The 16,773-nt window shown below is 62.3% G+C and carries 18 protein-coding genes; 4 read left to right on the plus strand and 14 right to left on the minus strand.

The window, feature by feature from the left end; all coding sequences use genetic code 11:
* Positions 1-60: 60 nt before the first annotated feature.
* The 3 genes from LIY36_RS04400 (at position 61) to LIY36_RS04410 (ending at position 3,129) form a co-directional block, all read left to right on the plus strand.
* Positions 61-1,095, plus strand: coding sequence for an NADP-dependent oxidoreductase (locus LIY36_RS04400; protein ID WP_226454926.1), 1,035 nt, complete (start codon positions 61-63; stop codon positions 1,093-1,095).
* A gap of 66 nt (positions 1,096-1,161) precedes the next feature.
* A complete protein-coding gene (recR, locus tag LIY36_RS04405) occupies positions 1,162-1,764 on the plus strand; it encodes a recombination mediator RecR (RefSeq protein ID WP_192297128.1) in 603 nt (200 codons plus the stop codon).
* A gap of 216 nt (positions 1,765-1,980) precedes the next feature.
* A complete protein-coding gene (locus LIY36_RS04410) occupies positions 1,981-3,129 on the plus strand; it encodes an acyl-CoA dehydrogenase family protein (protein ID WP_192297127.1) in 1,149 nt (382 codons plus the stop codon).
* A 117-nt stretch (positions 3,130-3,246) separates the two neighbouring features.
* On the opposite strand, the gene LIY36_RS04415 is transcribed toward LIY36_RS04410, so the two are convergent.
* Together LIY36_RS04415 and fnr are read right to left on the minus strand one after the other, a co-directional pair.
* Positions 3,247-3,795 carry an adenine phosphoribosyltransferase gene (locus tag LIY36_RS04415; protein WP_192297126.1) on the minus strand — a complete coding sequence of 183 codons (549 nt, stop codon included), beginning with the start codon at positions 3,793-3,795 and terminating at the stop codon, positions 3,247-3,249.
* 92 nt (positions 3,796-3,887) lie between these two features.
* Entirely contained in the window at positions 3,888-4,622 is a 735-nt protein-coding gene (gene fnr, locus LIY36_RS04420) for a fumarate/nitrate reduction transcriptional regulator Fnr (protein WP_192297125.1), read from the minus strand.
* 153 nt (positions 4,623-4,775) lie between these two features.
* Between fnr and LIY36_RS04425 the strand changes: the two genes are divergently transcribed.
* Positions 4,776-5,225, plus strand: a complete 450-nt coding sequence (locus LIY36_RS04425) for a hypothetical protein (RefSeq protein ID WP_226454927.1) — start codon at positions 4,776-4,778, stop codon at positions 5,223-5,225.
* Here LIY36_RS04425 and hemN read toward each other — a convergent pair whose 3' ends face one another.
* From hemN to LIY36_RS04485, 12 genes are all read right to left on the minus strand, one after another.
* Positions 5,226-6,608, minus strand: a complete 1,383-nt coding sequence (hemN, locus tag LIY36_RS04430) for an oxygen-independent coproporphyrinogen III oxidase (protein WP_226454928.1) — start codon at positions 6,606-6,608, stop codon at positions 5,226-5,228.
* Positions 6,609-6,711: 103 nt separating this feature from the next.
* Complete coding sequence (locus tag LIY36_RS04435; RefSeq protein ID WP_226454929.1) at positions 6,712-7,395, minus strand: sulfite exporter TauE/SafE family protein; 684 nt, start codon at positions 7,393-7,395, stop codon at positions 6,712-6,714.
* Positions 7,388-7,600: a cbb3-type cytochrome oxidase assembly protein CcoS gene (gene ccoS / locus LIY36_RS04440; protein WP_192297121.1), complete on the minus strand. Its 213-nt coding sequence runs from the start codon at positions 7,598-7,600 to the stop codon at positions 7,388-7,390. Before ccoS ends, LIY36_RS04435 begins: the two co-directional genes overlap by 8 nt.
* A gap of 22 nt (positions 7,601-7,622) precedes the next feature.
* Positions 7,623-10,067 (minus strand): heavy metal translocating P-type ATPase, encoded by a 2,445-nt coding sequence (locus LIY36_RS04445; protein ID WP_192297120.1) that lies wholly within the window; start codon positions 10,065-10,067, stop codon positions 7,623-7,625.
* 114 nt (positions 10,068-10,181) lie between these two features.
* Positions 10,182-10,721 carry a FixH family protein gene (locus LIY36_RS04450; protein WP_226454930.1) on the minus strand — a complete coding sequence of 180 codons (540 nt, stop codon included), beginning with the start codon at positions 10,719-10,721 and terminating at the stop codon, positions 10,182-10,184.
* A gap of 20 nt (positions 10,722-10,741) precedes the next feature.
* Positions 10,742-12,145, minus strand: coding sequence for a cytochrome c oxidase accessory protein CcoG (gene ccoG, locus LIY36_RS04455; protein WP_192297118.1), 1,404 nt, complete (start codon positions 12,143-12,145; stop codon positions 10,742-10,744).
* A gap of 365 nt (positions 12,146-12,510) precedes the next feature.
* Positions 12,511-13,488: a cytochrome-c oxidase, cbb3-type subunit III gene (ccoP, locus tag LIY36_RS04460; RefSeq protein ID WP_226454931.1), complete on the minus strand. Its 978-nt coding sequence runs from the start codon at positions 13,486-13,488 to the stop codon at positions 12,511-12,513.
* Complete coding sequence (locus tag LIY36_RS04465; protein ID WP_003193169.1) at positions 13,485-13,670, minus strand: CcoQ/FixQ family Cbb3-type cytochrome c oxidase assembly chaperone; 186 nt, start codon at positions 13,668-13,670, stop codon at positions 13,485-13,487. The genes ccoP and LIY36_RS04465 overlap by 4 nt, the downstream gene beginning before the upstream one ends.
* Before the next feature lie 5 nt (positions 13,671-13,675).
* Positions 13,676-14,284, minus strand: coding sequence for a cytochrome-c oxidase, cbb3-type subunit II (gene ccoO, locus LIY36_RS04470; protein ID WP_003193167.1), 609 nt, complete (start codon positions 14,282-14,284; stop codon positions 13,676-13,678).
* Positions 14,284-15,726 (minus strand): cytochrome-c oxidase, cbb3-type subunit I, encoded by a 1,443-nt coding sequence (gene ccoN / locus LIY36_RS04475; RefSeq protein ID WP_226454932.1) that lies wholly within the window; start codon positions 15,724-15,726, stop codon positions 14,284-14,286. The genes ccoO and ccoN overlap by 1 nt, the downstream gene beginning before the upstream one ends.
* A 328-nt stretch (positions 15,727-16,054) precedes the next feature.
* The gene (locus tag LIY36_RS04480) at positions 16,055-16,465 is read right to left on the minus strand and encodes a type II toxin-antitoxin system VapC family toxin (RefSeq protein ID WP_226454933.1); all 411 of its coding nucleotides are present in this window, start codon (positions 16,463-16,465) and stop codon (positions 16,055-16,057) included.
* Positions 16,465-16,719 carry a type II toxin-antitoxin system Phd/YefM family antitoxin gene (locus LIY36_RS04485; RefSeq protein ID WP_124526607.1) on the minus strand — a complete coding sequence of 85 codons (255 nt, stop codon included), beginning with the start codon at positions 16,717-16,719 and terminating at the stop codon, positions 16,465-16,467. Before LIY36_RS04485 ends, LIY36_RS04480 begins: the two co-directional genes overlap by 1 nt.
* Positions 16,720-16,773: the final 54 nt, after the last annotated feature.

Genomic DNA, 16,773 nt, shown 5'->3' on the forward strand with positions numbered 1-16,773 from the left:
CCCAGGCACCCCCAATACGGTCTGCACCCTATACCGATGGATTCGCGAAAGGAGCCCCAGATGCCACAACAACCCATTCTGAACCAGCGCATTGTGCTGGTCTCACGCCCCGTGGGCGCGCCGACCCCGGAAAACTTCCGCATGGAGCGCGTGGCCTTGCCGGAGCTGGCAGACGGCCAAGTCTTGCTGAAGACGCTGTACCTGTCCCTCGACCCCTACATGCGCGGACGTATGAGCGACGCGCCGTCCTACGCCGCGCCGGTGGAAATCGACGAAGTGATGACCGGTGGTGCTGTCAGCCGTATCGAACAGTCGCGCAACCCGAAATTCGAGGTGGGTGATCTGGTGGTCGGTGCCACGGGCTGGCAGAGCCATGGCATTTCCGACGGGCGCAATCTGATCCCGGTGCCCAATGGGCTTCCCAGCCCGTCCATGGCCTTGGGGGGCCTCGGCATGCCGGGCATGACCGCGTACATGGGCCTGATGGACATCGGCCAGCCCAAGGCCGGCGAAACCCTGGTGGTGGCGGCCGCGTCCGGTGCGGTGGGTTCGGTGGTGGGGCAGGTGGCCAAGCTCAAGGGCTTGCGTGTGGTCGGGATTGCCGGTGGCGCCGACAAATGCCGTTATGTGGTGGATGAGCTGGGTTTTGATGCGTGCATCGACCACAAAAGCGAGGCGTTCGCCGATGAACTGGCGCAAGCCTGCTTCAAAGGCGTGGACATTTACTTCGAAAACGTCGGCGGCAAAGTCTTCGATGCGGTGCTGCCGCTGCTCAACCCCAAGGCACGCATCCCGCTGTGCGGGTTGATCGCCGGCTACAACGCCCATCAGCCGCCCACGGGCCCTGACCGCTTGCCTGCGCTGCAACGCACCTTGCTGACCAAACGCGTGCGTATCCAGGGTTTTATCGTGTTTGACGACTACGGCGACCGCCAGCCCGAATTCCTCAGCGCGATGGCGCCGTGGGTGCGTGATGGCAAAATCAAGTTCCGCGAAGACGTAGTCGACGGCCTGGAGCATGCGCCTGAAGCTTTTATCGGTCTGCTCGAAGGACGCAACTTCGGCAAGTTGGTGGTGCGCGTCGCACAGGATTGAGCATTTGACGCTAATCCGGGGCGCGGGTATAAACCGCGTCTCGTCGTTTTGTCGGACCCTTCGCCCATGAGCTTCAGCCCCCTGATTCGCCAACTGATCGACGCCCTGCGCACCTTGCCCGGCGTCGGCCAGAAAACCGCCCAGCGCATGGCGCTGCAACTGCTGGAGCGTGATCGCAGCGGCGGCACCCGGTTGGCCCAGGCCCTGAGCCAGGCCATGACCGGCGTAGGCCACTGCCGCCTGTGCCGCACCCTCACCGAAGAAGACCTCTGCCCGCAATGCGCCGACCCGCGCCGCGACGACACGCTGCTGTGCGTGGTGGAAGGGCCGATGGATGTGTACGCGGTGGAGCAGACCGGCTATCGCGGGCGCTACTTTGTGCTCAAGGGCCACCTGTCGCCGCTGGACGGCCTTGGGCCGGAAGCGATCGGCATTCCGCAACTGGTGGCGCGCATTGAAGAGCAGGGCACCTTTACCGAGGTGATCCTGGCCACCAACCCGACAGTGGAAGGTGAGGCGACGGCGCATTACATCGCGCAACTGCTGACCAACAAAGGCCTGATCACCTCGCGCATCGCCCATGGCGTGCCGCTGGGTGGGGAGTTGGAGTTGGTGGACGGCGGCACGCTGGCGCACTCCTTTGCAGGTCGCAAGCCGATCGCGCTCTAGGCCACATTGCAAAACTAAATGTGGGAGCGGGCTTGCTCGCGAATACAGTGTGTCAGTCGCCAGATTTATTGACTGATTCACCGCGTTCGCGAGCAAGCCCGCTCCCACACAGAGCTGCTCCCACATTGGTTTTGTGTTGAGGGTGAGGTTTGCGCCCGGCTTGCTAACCAAGCAAGCGCTTGGTAATTTCCCTCCACCTCACCGTGGAGCTTGCCGATGTCTGCCTATCAGGACTACTTCGACCCCAGCCACCAGTTGATCCGCGACAGCGTGCGCCGTTTCGTCGAGCGCGAGATGTTGCCGGGCATCGAGCAGTGGGAGGAGGCCGAGAGCTTTCCCCGTGAGCTGTACCTCAAGGCCGGTGCGGCGGGGATCCTGGGGATTGGCTACCCGGAAGACCTCGGCGGCAGTCATGCCGGTGATCTGTTTGCCAAGGTCGCGGCCAGTGAGGAATTGATGCGCTGTGGCTCTGCCGGAGTCGTGGCCGGGCTCGGTTCGTTGGATATCGGCTTGCCGCCGGTGGTCAAATGGGCGCGGCCCGAAGTGCGCGAGCGTGTGGCGCCGCAAGTGCTGTCGGGCGACAAAATCATCGCCCTGGCCGTCACCGAACCGGGAGGCGGCTCCGACGTGGCCAACCTGCAAACCCGCGCCATCCGCGAGGGCGATTGCTACCGGGTCAGCGGCAGCAAGACCTTTATCACCAGCGGCGTGCGCGCCGACTTCTACACGGTCGCCGTGCGCACCGGCGGGCCGGGCTTTGGCGGCATCAGCCTGCTGCTCATCGAAAAACACACCCCGGGTTTCACCGTCGGCCAGCCCCTGAAGAAAATGGGTTGGTGGGCGTCGGACACTGCCGAATTGTTCTTCGACGATTGTCATGTGCCCGTAGGCAATCTGATCGGCGCCGAGAACATGGGGTTTGCCTGCATCATGGGCAACTTCCAGAGTGAACGCCTGGCCCTGGCCTTGATGGCCAACATGACCGCGCAGCTGGCCCTGGAGGAAAGCCTCAACTGGGCGACCCAGCGCGAGGCGTTTGGCAAGCCCATCGGCAAGTTCCAGGTGCTCAAGCATCGCCTGGCGGAAATGGCCACGGCGGTGGAAGTCTCACGGGAGTTCACCTATCGCCAGGCGGCGAAGATGGCCGCGGGCAAGAGTGTGATCAAGGAGATATCCATGGCCAAGAACCTGGCGACCGACACGGCGGACCGGGTCACTTATGACGCGGTGCAGATTCTGGGCGGGCAGGGCTATATGCGCGGCAGCCTGGTGGAGCGGCTGTATCGGGACAATCGCATCTTGTCGATTGGTGGGGGGACGCGGGAGGTGATGAACGAAATCATCAGCAAGCAGATGGGGCTTTAAGTGGTGTGTTGTTTTTTAGGGCCTCATCGCAGGCAAGCCAGCTCCCACATTTGACGGTGTTCACACATCAAAATGTGGGAGCGGGCTTGCCCGCGATGGCGTCAGCCCCGGCAACCCTTACCTTTCAGTCAGGGCAAACTGCGTCAAACAAAACGTCGGAATCCCCATATCTTCCAAACGCTGCGAGCCACCCAACTCCGGCAAATCGATAATCGCCGCCGCCTCAAAGATCTTCGCGCCCATGCGCCGCACTAGGTTGGCCGCTGCGATCAGCGTACCGCCAGTGGCGATCAGGTCATCGAACATCAGCACCGAGTCGCCTTCGCACAGGCTGTCGGCATGCACTTCCAGGAACGCTTCGCCGTATTCGGTCTGGTAACCCTCGGCCAGCACGTCCGCAGGCAATTTGCCTTGCTTGCGGAACAGGATCAGCGGTTTGTTCAGTTGGTAGGCGATGATCGAGCCAATCAGGAAGCCGCGGGCATCCATGGCGCCGATGTGGCTGAAGTCGGCTTCGACGTAGCGGTGGGCAAAGCTGTCGGCCACCAGGCGCAGGGCGCGGGGCGATTGGAACAGGGGCGTGATGTCACGAAAGATCACCCCAGGCTTGGGGAAGTCGATGACAGGGCGGATCAGGGATTTGATGTCGAACGAATCGAAGGTCATCGTCGAAGAGTCCTGGGGCTGGAAACGGACTCGAAGTATACCTGCGGCCTCGCCGATTGGCGCGGCCACAGGTGTCTGGATCAGCCTTTCGCTTAACCTTCGAGCGAACCGCCGGCCAGTGCGCACAGTTGGATCGGGTCGAGAATGTGCACTTCCTTGCCCTCGGCCGCGATCAGTTCGTTCTGCTGGAAGCGAGTGAACACGCGGGACACGGTTTCCACCGCGAGGCCCAGGTAGTTGCCGATTTCATTGCGCGACATGCTCAAGCGGAACTGGTTGGCCGAAAAACCACGGGCACGGAAGCGCGCGGACAAGTTGACCAGGAAGGTGGCGATGCGCTCGTCGGCGGTTTTCTTCGACAACAGCAGCATCATTTGCTGGTCGTCACGAATCTCACGGCTCATTACACGCATCAACTGACGGCGCAGTTGCGGCAGTTGCAGGGCCAGTTCGTCCAGGCGTTCGAAGGGAATTTCGCACACCGACGTCGTCTCCAGCGCCTGGGCCGACACCGGGTGAATCTCGGTGTCCATGCCCGACAGCCCCACCAACTCGCTCGGCAGGTGGAAACCGGTGATCTGCTCTTCGCCGCTGTCGCTCAGGCTGAACGTCTTCAAGGCACCCGAACGTACTGCATAAACGGAATCGAACCCGTCGCCCTGGCGAAACAGGAACTCGCCTTTTTTCAGCGGGCGGCCACGTTTTACGATGTCGTCCAACGCATCCATGTCTTCCAAATTCAGCGAAAGTGGCAAGCAGAGGGGGGCCAGGCTGCAATCCTTGCAATGAGCCTGGCTGTGAGCGCGCAGTTTTACTGGCTCGGACATTTATTAAATCCTTGTGGGGAAACACACATAAGACGTAAGGGTAACGCACTGGGGGGCAAGGAGGCCAGCCTGTACAAAAAACCGGCAAAGGTATAAAGCTTTTTGTATCGAGGCCGATACAAGGACGTGTTTTTACGAGCAGGAGCTCAGCCCATGATTGTTTTCGCGGTCAATAACCCCCAGCTCCGCGTGCCGACGGTGCCGGACGCGCAGCCGACCGCTGCGGTCGAGGATAAGGACACCGCCGCGTTGCCAGCGGCCGAAGGCGTCAAGGTGACGATTTCCTCGGATGCATTCAAGGCGGCTGCGGCAAAAAGCCCCGATTCGGACATCGACGACAGCGGCCTGGACGATAACGTCAAACAGATCCTGAAGATGATCCGCCAGATCAAGCAGCAGCTCGAGGAAAAGATGGCCGAGCTGCAAGCCATCGCCATGGACCAAAGCCTGACGGCAGAGGAACGGCAGATGAAGACCGCCAACCTGCAAACCGCCATCAGCTCCTTGCAGGCCGGGCTCGTCACCGCCCAGGTGTCCCTGGCCAAGGCGATGAAAGGCATGAGCTCGGAAGACGTCGGAAAAGTCCTCGCGTTGTCGAGTTGATCAGATCACCCGGGAGAACCGCTGCCGGTTCTGGTGCTCCAGGTACGCATCGAACACCATGCACACCGACCGCACCAACAACCGCCCGGCTGGCAACACCCGGATGCCCTGGGCGTCGAGTTCGATCAGGCCGTCTGCCGCCATGGCTTCGAGTTGCGGCCAGATCTCGTCGAAATAGCCGCGAAAATCGATATTGAAGGCCTGTTCGACCTTGTCGAATGCCAGGCTGAAATTGCAGATCAACTGCTGGATCACTTCCCGCCGCAAACGATCGTCCGTGGTGCACACCAAGCCACGGCTGGTGGCCAGTTGCGCGCCGGCCAGGGTGTTCTGGTAGGCGTTGAGGTCGCTGCTGTTCTGGCAATACAGGTCGCCGATCTGGCTGATGGCCGACACGCCCAGGCCGATCAGGTCGCAATGGCCGTGGGTGGTGTAGCCCTGGAAGTTGCGTTGCAGGGTGCCTTCTTCCTGGGCGATGGCCAATTCGTCATCCGGCAGGGCGAAGTGGTCCATGCCGATGTAGCGATAGCCGGCCTGGGTCAGTTGCTCGATGGTGGTTTGCAGCATCAGCAGTTTTTCCGCCGGGGAGGGCAGGTCGTCGGTGTTGATCCGCCGCTGCGGCATGAAGCGTTCCGGCAAGTGGGCGTAGTTGAACACCGACAGGCGATCGGGTTGCAGCTTGATCACTTCTTCCACGGTACGCGCGAAGTTGATCGGCGTTTGCTTGGGCAGGCCGTAGATCAGGTCGATATTGATCGAGCGAAATTGCAGGGTGCGCGCGGCATCGATGACTGCGCGGGTTTCTTCCAGGCTTTGCAGGCGATTGACCGCGCGCTGCACCTCGGGGTCGAGGTCTTGCAGGCCGATGCTCACACGGTTGAAGCCCAGCTCACGAAGCAGGCCCATGGTGGCCCAGTCGGCTTCGCGTGGGTCGATCTCGATGCCGTAGTCGCCGGAATCGTCGTCGAGCAAATTGAAGTGGCGGCGCAGGCTGGCCATGACCTGGCGCAGTTCATCGTGGCTGAGAAACGTCGGGGTGCCGCCGCCGAAGTGCAGTTGCTCCACTGGCTGTTTCGGGTCGAGATGGCAGGCCATCAACTGGATCTCTTGCTCCAGACGCTGCAAGTAGCCTTGGGCGCGCCCGCGATCCTTGGTGATGACCTTGTTGCAGGCGCAGTAGTAGCAAATGTTCGCGCAGAATGGCACGTGCACGTACAGCGACAGCGGTCGCGCGGCCTTGCGGCTGTCGCGCAGGGCGTGGAGCAGGTCGAAGGTGCCGACCTGGCTGTCGAATTGTACGGCGGTGGGGTAGGACGTGTAGCGCGGCCCCGCCAAGTCGTAGCGATGAATCAGATCAGTGTCCCAACGAATGGCGTCGAGCATGCGGGCGTTCCCCCGGATAGGCTAATGGGCCGAGTCTAGGGGCGTTGCGGGGAGGGCACCTTGATTTGCATCAACAGGCAGCGGCGCTATGCCACAGAGCGATTCAGTGGCCCATCAACAGGTGCTGATGCGGGCCGGGCAGCGTCCAGATCCCGAAGAGCATGACCAGCACGCCACCCGCCATGCGCACGCTGCGCTTGCGCAATAACGCGGTCACCCGCTCCGCCGCGAGCCCGGTGGCCAGCAGCACCGGCCAGGTGCCCAGGCCAAACGCGAGCATCAGCACTGCGCTGTCGAGCGCATTGCCCTGGCTCGCCGCCCACAGCAAGGTGCTGTAGACCAACCCGCACGGCAACCAGCCCCACAGCGCGCCCAACAGCAACGCACGTGGCAGGCTGGACACCGGCAGCAAACGGTTGGCAATCGGCTGGATATGCCGCCACAGGCCGCGCCCGAGGCTCTCGATGCGGGTCAGGCCGCTCCACCAACCGGCCAGGTACAGACCCATGCAGATCAGCAGCAGCCCGGCGAGCACGCGCATGAACATTGCCGCCGGGCTGTTGGCCACGGCCCAGCCCGCCAGGCCAATCAACAAACCGGCGGTGGCATAGCTGAGGATGCGCCCCAGGTTGTACGCCAGCAGCAGGCGAAACCGGCGGCTGCGTTGTTCCTTGGGGATCGCCAGGGTCAACGCGCCCATCAGCCCGCCGCACATGCCCAGGCAATGGCCGCCGCCCAGCAGGCCGAGGATCAGCGCGGAGACCAGCAATGGCGCCAGTTCAAGCATGGGGCGGGTCTTTCGGTGGTTGTTCGGGGTGGTTGGCTTCGTCGACGGCGGCCAGGTGGTTGGGGTCCTGATCGTCGAACAGTACGCTGTGGGCCGGGCCGTCGAGGTCGTCGTACTGGCCGCTGTCCACCGCCCAGAAGAAGATGTAGATGGCCACGCCTACCAACAGCAGCGCCGCCGGAATCATCACGTAGAGAGCTGGCATGTGTACTCCATGTTCGCGCGGCTCACGCCGGCAGCGGACGGGTGACTAAAGGGGCGTTGGCGGCCGGCGCGCTCGGTTGACGAGTCAGGCGCAGGGCGTTGAGCACCACGGTCAATGAACTGAGGGACATGCCGACCGCTGCCCAAATCGGTGTGATCCAACCCAGAGCGGCAAACGGCAGCATAAGGCCATTGTACAAGCCCGCCCACAACAGGTTTTCAATGATGACCCGACGGGTGCGCCGCGCCAAGCTAAAGGCGTGCACCAGCGCGTCCAGGCGGTTGGACAGCAACACTGCATCGGCGCTGGTTTTCGCCAGGTCGGTGGCTGAACCCATGGCCACGCTGATGTCGGCGGCGGCGAGCACGGGTACATCGTTGACTCCGTCGCCGAGCATCAGCACCTTGCGGCCCTGCTGGTGCAACTGTTGCAGCATGTGCAGCTTGTCGTCGGGGCGCAGGCCGCCGTGGGCTTCGTCGATGCCCAGCTCGGCGGCGACGCTGGCGACCATCGGCGAGCTGTCCCCCGACAGCAGCAGCGTACGCCAGCCGCGGGCCTTGCACGCCGCCAAAAGCGCCGGGGCGTCGCTGCGCAAACGGTCATCGAGGACGAACCAGGCGAGGGCACCCTGGGTGTCGCCCAACAGCAGCCATTGGCCGGCTTCATCGGGGGGCGTCGGGATCGCACAGCCGCTCAGTGCACACACAAAAGCCGGCTGGCCGATGCGCAACTGGCGCTCGCCCACGTGGCCTTCCAGGCCAAGGCCGGGGGAGCTGAGCACTTCGTCGGCGGCCAGCGGTGCGCGGCCAAAGGCGCGGGCGATAGGGTGTTCGGAGCGGTTTTCGAGGGCGGCGGCGAGGCTCAGGCAGTCGTCGCTGTTCAGTGCGCTCAACGGGCGGATCGCGCGCAGTGCCAGGCGCCCTTCGGTGAGGGTGCCGGTCTTGTCGAAAATCACCGTGTCGATCTGGTTCAGGCCTTCCAACACATGGCCGCGGGTCAGCAGCAGCCCGAGTTTGTGCAGGGTGCCGGTGGCGGCGGTAAGGGCGGTCGGCGTGGCCAGCGACAAGGCGCACGGGCAGGTGGCGACCAGCATCGCCAGCACGATCCAGAACGCCCGCGACGAATCCAGTTGCCACCACACCAGGCCGATCACGCCAGCGGCAATCAGCGAGCACAGCAGGAACCACTGCGCGGCGCGGTCGGCGATTTCGGCCAGGCGCGGCTTCTCGGCCTGGGCCCGTTCCAGCAGACGCACGATGGCGGACAGGCGGGTGTCGTGGCCCAGGGCGCGCACTTCGACGCTCAGCGCGCCTTCGACATTCAGCGTACCGGCGGTGACCGCATCGCCGACCTGGCGTGGTTGTGGCAGGTATTCGCCGGTGAGCAGGGACTCGTCGATGCTCGATTGACCGTCGAGGATCACCCCATCCGCCGGCAACACCGCGCCGGGATGCACCAGCACGCGGTCACCCACGGCCAATTCACGCAGCAGGATGCGTTCGCTCTGGCCATCGGCCTTGAGGCGCAGGCACGAGGCGGGCAACAGGTTGACCAACTGCGCGGTGGCCGCCGCCGTGCGTTCCCGCGCGCGCCGCTCCAGGTAACGGCCGGCCAGCAGGAACAGGGCAAACATGCCCACGGCATCGAAGTAGAGCTCGCCGACGCCGGTGATCGCGGTCCAGATCCCCGCCAGATAGGCCCCGCCAATTGCCAGGGACACCGACACATCCATGGTCAGGTGGCGGGTGCGCAAGTCGCGCAGGGCGCCCTTGAAGAATGGCGCGCAGCTGTAGAACACGATGGGGGTTGTCAGAAACATCGCCACCCAGCGCAGGATAACGTGCAGCTCCGCGCTCAGGTCGATATTGAATTCCGGCCAGGTGGCCATGGTTGCCATCATCGCCTGGAACCACAGCAATCCGGCGACGCCGAGCTGACGCAGGGCCAGGCGGTTTTCGTTGGCCAGTTGCTCGGCGGCACGGTCGGCCTGATAGGGGTGGGCGGCGTAACCGATATGGCGCAACTCGCTGAGCAATTGGCTCAACGGCAATTGCCCATCGGCCCAGCGCACGTGCAGGCGATGGTTGGACAGGTTCAGGCGCGCCTCGGCCACGGCGGGCAGGTTGCGCAGGTGTTTTTCGATCAGCCAGCCGCAGGCGGCGCAGCTGATGCCTTCCATCAACAGGGTGGTTTCGGCGAGCTCGCCACTGTGGTGGACGAAGGGTTTTTGCACGTCGGCGCGGTCATACAGCGCCAGTTCGTCCACCAGTTGCACCGGCAGCGCCTCGGGGTTGGCCGAGGCTTCGCTGCGGTGCTGGTAGTAGCTTTCCAGGCCGCCGGCGACGATGGCTTCGGCCACCGCCTGGCAACCCGGGCAGCAGAGTTCGCGGCGTTCGCCGAGGATTTCGGCGGTGAACCGGCTGCCGGAGGGGACGGGCAGGGCGCAGTGGTAGCAAGGGGTGGTCATGGTTTGGAATCTGTAGTGGCTGGGAGGGCCGCATCGCGGGCAAGCCCGCTCCCACAGGTAGATCGCGGTCCCCTGTGGGAGCGGGCTTGCCCGCGATGCGCGAAGCGCCGGTTGTTACTTTTTCAGGTCTTCGGCACCTTGCAGCGGTTCATCCCCCAACAGCAAATCCTTGTCGTGGCTGACCTGCTCCTCTTCGAACATGCGCCAGGTGCGGTCGCCTTCCACCCCAAGCAGTTCGACGAAACGGCGGCCTTCGACCTTGTCGGTGACCTGGCCGATATAGCGGCCGGGTTCGCTGGCGCTGCGGGCCAGGTTGATCTTGCGGTCCTTCTCCGGTTGGGTCGGGGAAATCAGGTTGAGTTCCAGGTTGGCCGGGTTGCTGTTGCCGGTCAGGTGCACGTCGACTTCGCCGGTCAGCTCATCCAGGTGCACCTTGGCGCGCATTTGCAGGGTCTGGGCCAGCAGTTCGCGGTCGAGGGAACGGTTGATGCCTTTGCCTGCCTCGTAGTAGTTGTCGTTGACCAGGTTATCCGGGTTGTTCACCGCGATGGTTACCATGGACAAGGTCAAAGTCACCGAGCAGGCCAGGATGGCAATGATGATCCAGGGCCAGAGGTGCTTGTACCAAGGGCTTGTGGCAGTCGCTACGGGCATTGTTCTGCTCTCTATTTAACTTAACGGACTTGTGGGCCAATGAATCGGCTCTTGGCTTCAATACGCACGTCGGGGTCGTCGGCATCGGTGAGGATGAATTTGACCTCGTTGGTGCTGGACGGCAATTGCTCCGGCGCACTCGACAGCTCTACCGGCATGCTGATGATGTCGCCCGCAGCCACCTTGATCTCGCGGCGGCCTTGCAGCTTCAGGTCCGGCAGGCCGGCGGCGTCGAGCACGTAGGTGTGGTCGCGCTGGTCCTTGTTCATGATCTTCAGGCTGTAGACGTTTTCGATGCGGCCTTCGGCGTTTTCGCGGTACAGCACACGGTCCTTGCTCACGTCGAAACCGACCAGCGAACGCATGAAGAAGGCGGCGACCAGCAGGCCGATCATTGCCAGCAATACCAGCGCGTAGCCGATCAGGCGGGGGCGCAGTTTGTGGGTCTTCTGCCCGGACAGATTGTGCTCGGTGGTGTAGCTGATCAGGCCGCGCGGGTAGTCCATCTTGTCCATGATGTTGTCGCAGGCGTCGATGCACGCCGCGCAACCGATGCATTCGATCTGCAGGCCGTCGCGGATGTCGATCCCGGTCGGGCACACCTGCACGCACATCGTGCAATCGATGCAATCGCCCAGGCCCTGGGCTTTGTAGTCGCTGCCTTTTTTACGTGGGCCGCGTAGTTCGCCACGGCGCGGGTCGTAGGAAACGATCAGGGTGTCTTTATCGAACATCACGCTCTGGAAGCGCGCGTACGGACACATGTAGATGCACACCTGCTCGCGCAGCCAGCCGGCGTTGCCGTAGGTGGCGAGGGTGAAAAAGCCAACCCAGAAATACGACCAGCCATCGGCCTGGCCGGTGAAGAAGTCGATCACCAGCTCGCGGATCGGCGAGAAGTAGCCGACAAAGGTCATGCCGGTGACAAAGCCGATCAGCAGCCACAGCGTGTGCTTGCTGAATTTGCGCAGGAACTTGTTGGCGCCCATCGGTGCCTTGTCGAGCTTGATGCGCTGGTTGCGGTCGCCTTCGGTGACCTTTTCGCACCACATGAAAATCCACGTCCACACGCTTTGCGGGCAGGTATACCCGCACCACACGCGCCCGGCGTAGACGGTGATAAAGAACAGGCCAAAGGCCGCAACGATCAGAATGCCCGAAAGCAGGATGAAGTCCTGGGGCCAGAAGGTGGCGCCAAAAATAAAGAATTTACGTTCCGGCAGGTTCCACCACACAGCCTGGTGGCCACCCCAGTTCAGCCACACGGTGCCGAAGTAGAGCAGGAACAATCCGGCGCCGCCGAGCATGCGCAGATTGCGGAACAGGCCAGTGAAGGCGCGGGTGTAGATTTTCTCTCGCGAGGCGTAGAGATCGACGGTTTTGGCAGGGGGGGTAACGTCATGTACCGGTATCTGGTCGCTCATCATTGCATCCCACGGCGGTGGAGATTTGCCTCGGTCAGTACGTGCCGGCCGGGGTCAAATTAAGGGTGTTGCAGTGGCCTAATGATACGCCCCCGATGGTGCGCAAAGGGTGCGACCTTTGGTCGCGTTGGGGGAAATCAATTGATGGTGTACGTGATCTGGATCAATTGACTTGGCAAGTATGGTCGGTTTTGGCGGGCTCGGCCTTCAAAAACCAGCGATCTGATGTGATGAAGCTGATGTGGGAGCGGGCTTGCCCGCGAATGCGGTGTACCAGTCGACACCTCTGTGCCTGGACTATCGCATTCGCGGGCAAGCCCGCTCCCACACCGGTTTTTCAGGGTTTTCAAAGGTGGTGAGCGGCGTTACTGCTCCTCAGCCTTCTTGTCTCCATGGGACAGGCTGTAAACATACGCCGCCAGCAAGTGCACCTTGTCGTTGCCTTGCAGTTGTTCCTGCGCAGGCATCTGGCCCTGACGGCCGTAACGGATGGTCTGTTGCAGTTGGGCGAAGCTCGAACCGTAGATGAACGCGCCAGGGTGAGTCAGGTCCGGCGCGCCCATGGCTGGGGTGCCTTTACCGGCCGGGCCGTGGCAGGCGACGCAGTTGGTGGCGAAGAGTTTCTCGCCGTTGGCCACGTCGGCCTTGGCGCCTTCCGGCAGTTTGCGGCCATCGAGGTTGGTCAGTACAAAACCGGCCACGTCGGCCACGCCTTGCTCGCCAATCACTTCGGCCCAGGCCGGCATGATCGCGTGGCGGCCTTTCATGATGGTTTCCTTGATCGTTGCCGGCTCGCCGCCCCAGCGCCAGTCGGCGTCGGTCAGGTTGGGGAAGCCATAGGCGCCCTTGGCATCGGAACCGTGGCACACCGAGCAGTTGGAGGCGAACAAGCGGCCGCCCATCTTCAGGGCTTGCGGGTCCTTGGCCACTTCTTCAATCGGCATCGACGCGAATTTGGCGAAGATCGGCCCGAACTTGGCGTCCGACTTGGCCATTTCCTTTTCCCATTCGTGCACGCCGGTCCAGCCGGCCTGGCCGTTGGCGAAGGGGGTTTGCTTGTCGTTGTCGAGGTAGGCGTAGCCCGGCAGCAGGCCTTTCCAGTTGCCCAGGCCGGGGTACAGTGCCAGGTAACCGAGGGCGAAGATGATGGTGCCGACGAACAGCATGAACCACCATTTCGGCAGTGGGTTGTCGTATTCCTCGATGCCGTCGAACGAGTGGCCGACGGTCTCGTCGGTTTGTTCGGCGCGCTGCCCCCTGCGGGTCGACAGCAACAGCCAGGTCAGGGCGAAGATGGTTCCCAGGCTGAGGACTGTGACGTACAGACTCCAGAACGTAGTCATTCTTTGTTACTCCTAGAAGCTTGCTCGACGTGCTTGATGGCTTCGGGATCATCCGCAAAGGGCAGCATGGTCGCGTCGTCAAACTCCGACTTGCGGCGGGGGCTGAACACCCACAGCGCCAGGCCGATAAAGGCCACCATCACCACGACGGTGCCCAGGCCTCGAATCATCCCGATATCCATGAAGGTCACCGTTTGCTTTTGATGATGGTGCCAAGGCCTTGCAGGTAGGCCACCAATGCGTCCATTTCGGTCTTGCCCTTCACGGCTGCGGCTGCACCGGCGATGTCTTCGTCGGTGTAGGGCACGCCCAGGGTGCGCAAGACTTCCATTTTCTTCGCGGTGTCCTTGCCGTCGAGCTTGTTTTCCACGAGGAACGGGTACGCCGGCATTTTCGATTCAGGCACCACGTTGCGCGGGTTGTACAAGTGCGCACGCTGCCAGTCATCGGAGTAACGCCCGCCGACACGCGCCAGGTCCGGCCCGGTGCGCTTGGAGCCCCACAGGAACGGGTGGTCCCACACGCTTTCGCCGGCGACCGAGTAGTGGCCGTAGCGTTCGGTTTCGGCGCGGAACGGGCGGATCATCTGCGAGTGGCAGCCCACGCAACCGTTGGCGATATAGACGTCGCGGCCTTCCAGTTCAAGAGCGGTACGCGGCTTCATGCCTTCGACCGGCTTGTTGGTGACGTCCTGGAAAAACAGCGGAACGATCTGGGTCAGGCCGCCGATGCTCACGGCGATGACCATGAAGAAGGCCAGCAGGCCGATATTCTTCTCGACTACTTCGTGCTTCATCAGTGAGCTCCCACAACGGCGATCTTGGCGGCGGCTTCGGCTTGCGCCGGGTCGGAGGCACGCACGGTGCGCCAGACGTTGTAGGCCATGAGCAACATGCCGCAGGCAAAGAATGCACCGCCCAGGGCGCGCACGATGAACCCCGGATGGCTGGCTTGCAGCGCTTCGACGAAGGAGTAGGTGAGGGTGCCGTCATCGTTGATCGCACGCCACATCAGGCCTTGGGTGATGCCGTTGACCCACATCGAGGCGATGTAGAGCACGGTGCCGATGGTGGCAAGCCAGAAGTGCGCGTTGATCAGCCCGACGCTGTGCATCTGCGCACGGCCGAACAGTTTCGGGATCATGTGGTACAGCGCGCCGATGGAAATCATCGCCACCCAGCCGAGGGCACCGGCGTGCACGTGGCCGATGGTCCAGTCGGTGTAGTGGGACAGCGAGTTGACGGTCTTGATCGCCATCATCGGGCCTTCGAAGGTCGACATGCCGTAGAACGCCAGCGACACCACGAGGAAACGCAGGATCGGGTCGGTGCGCAATTTATGCCAGGCGCCCGACAGGGTCATCATGCCGTTGATCATGCCGCCCCAGCTGGGTGCCAGCAGGATGATCGACATCGCCATGCCCAGGGACTGCGCCCAATCCGGCAGCGCGGTGTAGTGCAAGTGGTGAGGACCGGCCCAGATGTACAGGGTGATCAGCGCCCAGAAGTGCACGATGGACAGGCGGTACGAGTAAATAGGACGTTCGGCCTGTTTCGGCACGAAGTAGTACATCATCCCCAGGAAACCGGTGGTCAGGAAAAAACCGACCGCGTTGTGCCCGTACCACCACTGGATCATCGCGTCCGTCGCCCCGGCGTAGGCCGAGTAGGACTTGAACAGGGTGACCGGCAAGGAGGCGTGGTTGACGATGTGCAGCATCGCCGTGACCAGGATGAAGGCGCCGTAGAACCAGTTGCCCACATAGATGTGCTTGGTCTTGCGCTTGACGATGGTGCCGAAGAACACCACGGCATACGTCACCCACACGATGGCGAGCAAGATCGCGATCGGCCATTCCAGCTCGGCGTATTCCTTGGTGGTGGTGTAGCCCAGTGGCAGGGTGACGATGGCGCCGAGGATCACGGCTTGCCAGCCCCAGAAGGTGAAGGCGGCGAGGCCATCGGAGATCAGTCGCGTCTGGCAGGTTCGCTGCACGACATAGTAGGAGGTGGCAAACAATGCACATCCACCGAAGGCGAAGATCACCAGGTTGGTGTGCAGCGGGCGCAGGCGACCGAAGGTCGTCCAGGGCAAGCCGAAGTTCAATTCCGGCCAGACCAGTTGCGAGGCGATGAAGACCCCGAGCCCCATGCCAAGGATCCCCCAGACCACCGTCATGATGGCGAACTGGCGGACTACCTTATAGTTATAAGCAGTCGGACTGATTGCTGTGCTCATTCTAAGGTTCCACGGTTTAGGTTTTTTTATAGGTAAAAATCGGCCGCAAGTATGTAGAAAGCGAGAGGCCAATGCAACGCAACGCTGACCTGGGTCAAGGCGTTCCACGCCAGATTCTGCGCCCTTTCCCTGTTTTGCGTAAGGACAAAATCGGAATTCAAAAGCTGATCAAGTGGACAGGAATTTTTTCGGCTCGCGACGGGAGTCGTCGCGTACGCCAGAACCGGTCCGCTGTGGGGAAGCGTAGACCCGAATGGCAGGAGGGGAAAGTTGTGCTTTGGAGGGGGTGTGACAAAAGGTCGCGAGGACGCGGCGAGTGAACGCCCGATTATTCGTCCCAGGGGTTGATCACCGTCACGCCACTGGATTTGAAGTCACTGACATTGCGCGTGACAACGGTGAGCCCATGTACCAGCGCGGTCGCCGCGATCAGTGCATCACTCTCGTTGACCTGGTCGGGTACGTGCAAGTGGGCACAACGCAGCGCGACGGCGGCGTCCACCGGCAGGATCCGCGCATCGAACGCCGGCATCACGTGGCGCTTGAGCCAGGTGCGCAACACCTTGCCCTGCGCCGGATCGCGCCGCTCCATGCGCAACACCCCGGTTTCCAGCTCCTTTAGCGTAATCGCAGAGATAAACATGCGGGGTGCGATGACGCTCCTGGCCCAGGCGACGACGTTCGCGTCAGCCTGGGGTTTACGCAGTTCGGAAATGACATTGGTGTCGAGTAGATACATCAAGAAAGGTCCACAGGGCGATGAGTGATCACGGCGCGTTCGGTTTCGAAGTCGATATCGGCGGCGTCCGGCATCACCAGCAAGTCAACGATGTCGGCATTCAGACCAGTCAATTTCTGGTAGTCCTCAATGCTTAGCAGCACATGGGCGGGTTTGCCGCGGTCGGTGATGAAAACCGGGCCTTGGCGCGTGGCTTTTTTGGCACCGCTTGTGTCTTGATTGAATTCGCGGCTGGAAATAGTGGTGATGGTCATGGGGTGACTTCCCTGGCTAGGGTGAATGTAGGTACGTTACTACTTTGCCAGTGC

This window comes from Pseudomonas sp. AF03-9 (assembly GCF_020515815.1).
Lineage (GTDB): Bacteria > Pseudomonadota > Gammaproteobacteria > Pseudomonadales > Pseudomonadaceae > Aquipseudomonas.

Coding starts and splice junctions, on each gene's coding strand:
- LIY36_RS04400 (WP_226454926.1), top strand. CDS start 61: ATGCCACAACAACCCATTCTGAACCAGCGCATTGTGCTGGTCTCACGC.
- recR (WP_192297128.1), top strand. CDS start 1,162: ATGAGCTTCAGCCCCCTGATTCGCCAACTGATCGACGCCCTGCGCACC.
- LIY36_RS04410 (WP_192297127.1), top strand. CDS start 1,981: ATGTCTGCCTATCAGGACTACTTCGACCCCAGCCACCAGTTGATCCGC.
- LIY36_RS04415 (WP_192297126.1), bottom strand. CDS start 3,795: ATGACCTTCGATTCGTTCGACATCAAATCCCTGATCCGCCCTGTCATC.
- fnr (WP_192297125.1), bottom strand. CDS start 4,622: ATGTCCGAGCCAGTAAAACTGCGCGCTCACAGCCAGGCTCATTGCAAG.
- LIY36_RS04425 (WP_226454927.1), top strand. CDS start 4,776: ATGATTGTTTTCGCGGTCAATAACCCCCAGCTCCGCGTGCCGACGGTG.
- hemN (WP_226454928.1), bottom strand. CDS start 6,608: ATGCTCGACGCCATTCGTTGGGACACTGATCTGATTCATCGCTACGAC.
- LIY36_RS04435 (WP_226454929.1), bottom strand. CDS start 7,395: ATGCTTGAACTGGCGCCATTGCTGGTCTCCGCGCTGATCCTCGGCCTG.
- ccoS (WP_192297121.1), bottom strand. CDS start 7,600: ATGCCAGCTCTCTACGTGATGATTCCGGCGGCGCTGCTGTTGGTAGGC.
- LIY36_RS04445 (WP_192297120.1), bottom strand. CDS start 10,067: ATGACCACCCCTTGCTACCACTGCGCCCTGCCCGTCCCCTCCGGCAGC.
- LIY36_RS04450 (WP_226454930.1), bottom strand. CDS start 10,721: ATGCCCGTAGCGACTGCCACAAGCCCTTGGTACAAGCACCTCTGGCCC.
- ccoG (WP_192297118.1), bottom strand. CDS start 12,145: ATGAGCGACCAGATACCGGTACATGACGTTACCCCCCCTGCCAAAACC.
- ccoP (WP_226454931.1), bottom strand. CDS start 13,488: ATGACTACGTTCTGGAGTCTGTACGTCACAGTCCTCAGCCTGGGAACC.
- LIY36_RS04465 (WP_003193169.1), bottom strand. CDS start 13,670: ATGGATATCGGGATGATTCGAGGCCTGGGCACCGTCGTGGTGATGGTG.
- ccoO (WP_003193167.1), bottom strand. CDS start 14,284: ATGAAGCACGAAGTAGTCGAGAAGAATATCGGCCTGCTGGCCTTCTTC.
- ccoN (WP_226454932.1), bottom strand. CDS start 15,726: ATGAGCACAGCAATCAGTCCGACTGCTTATAACTATAAGGTAGTCCGC.
- LIY36_RS04480 (WP_226454933.1), bottom strand. CDS start 16,465: ATGTATCTACTCGACACCAATGTCATTTCCGAACTGCGTAAACCCCAG.
- LIY36_RS04485 (WP_124526607.1), bottom strand. CDS start 16,719: ATGACCATCACCACTATTTCCAGCCGCGAATTCAATCAAGACACAAGC.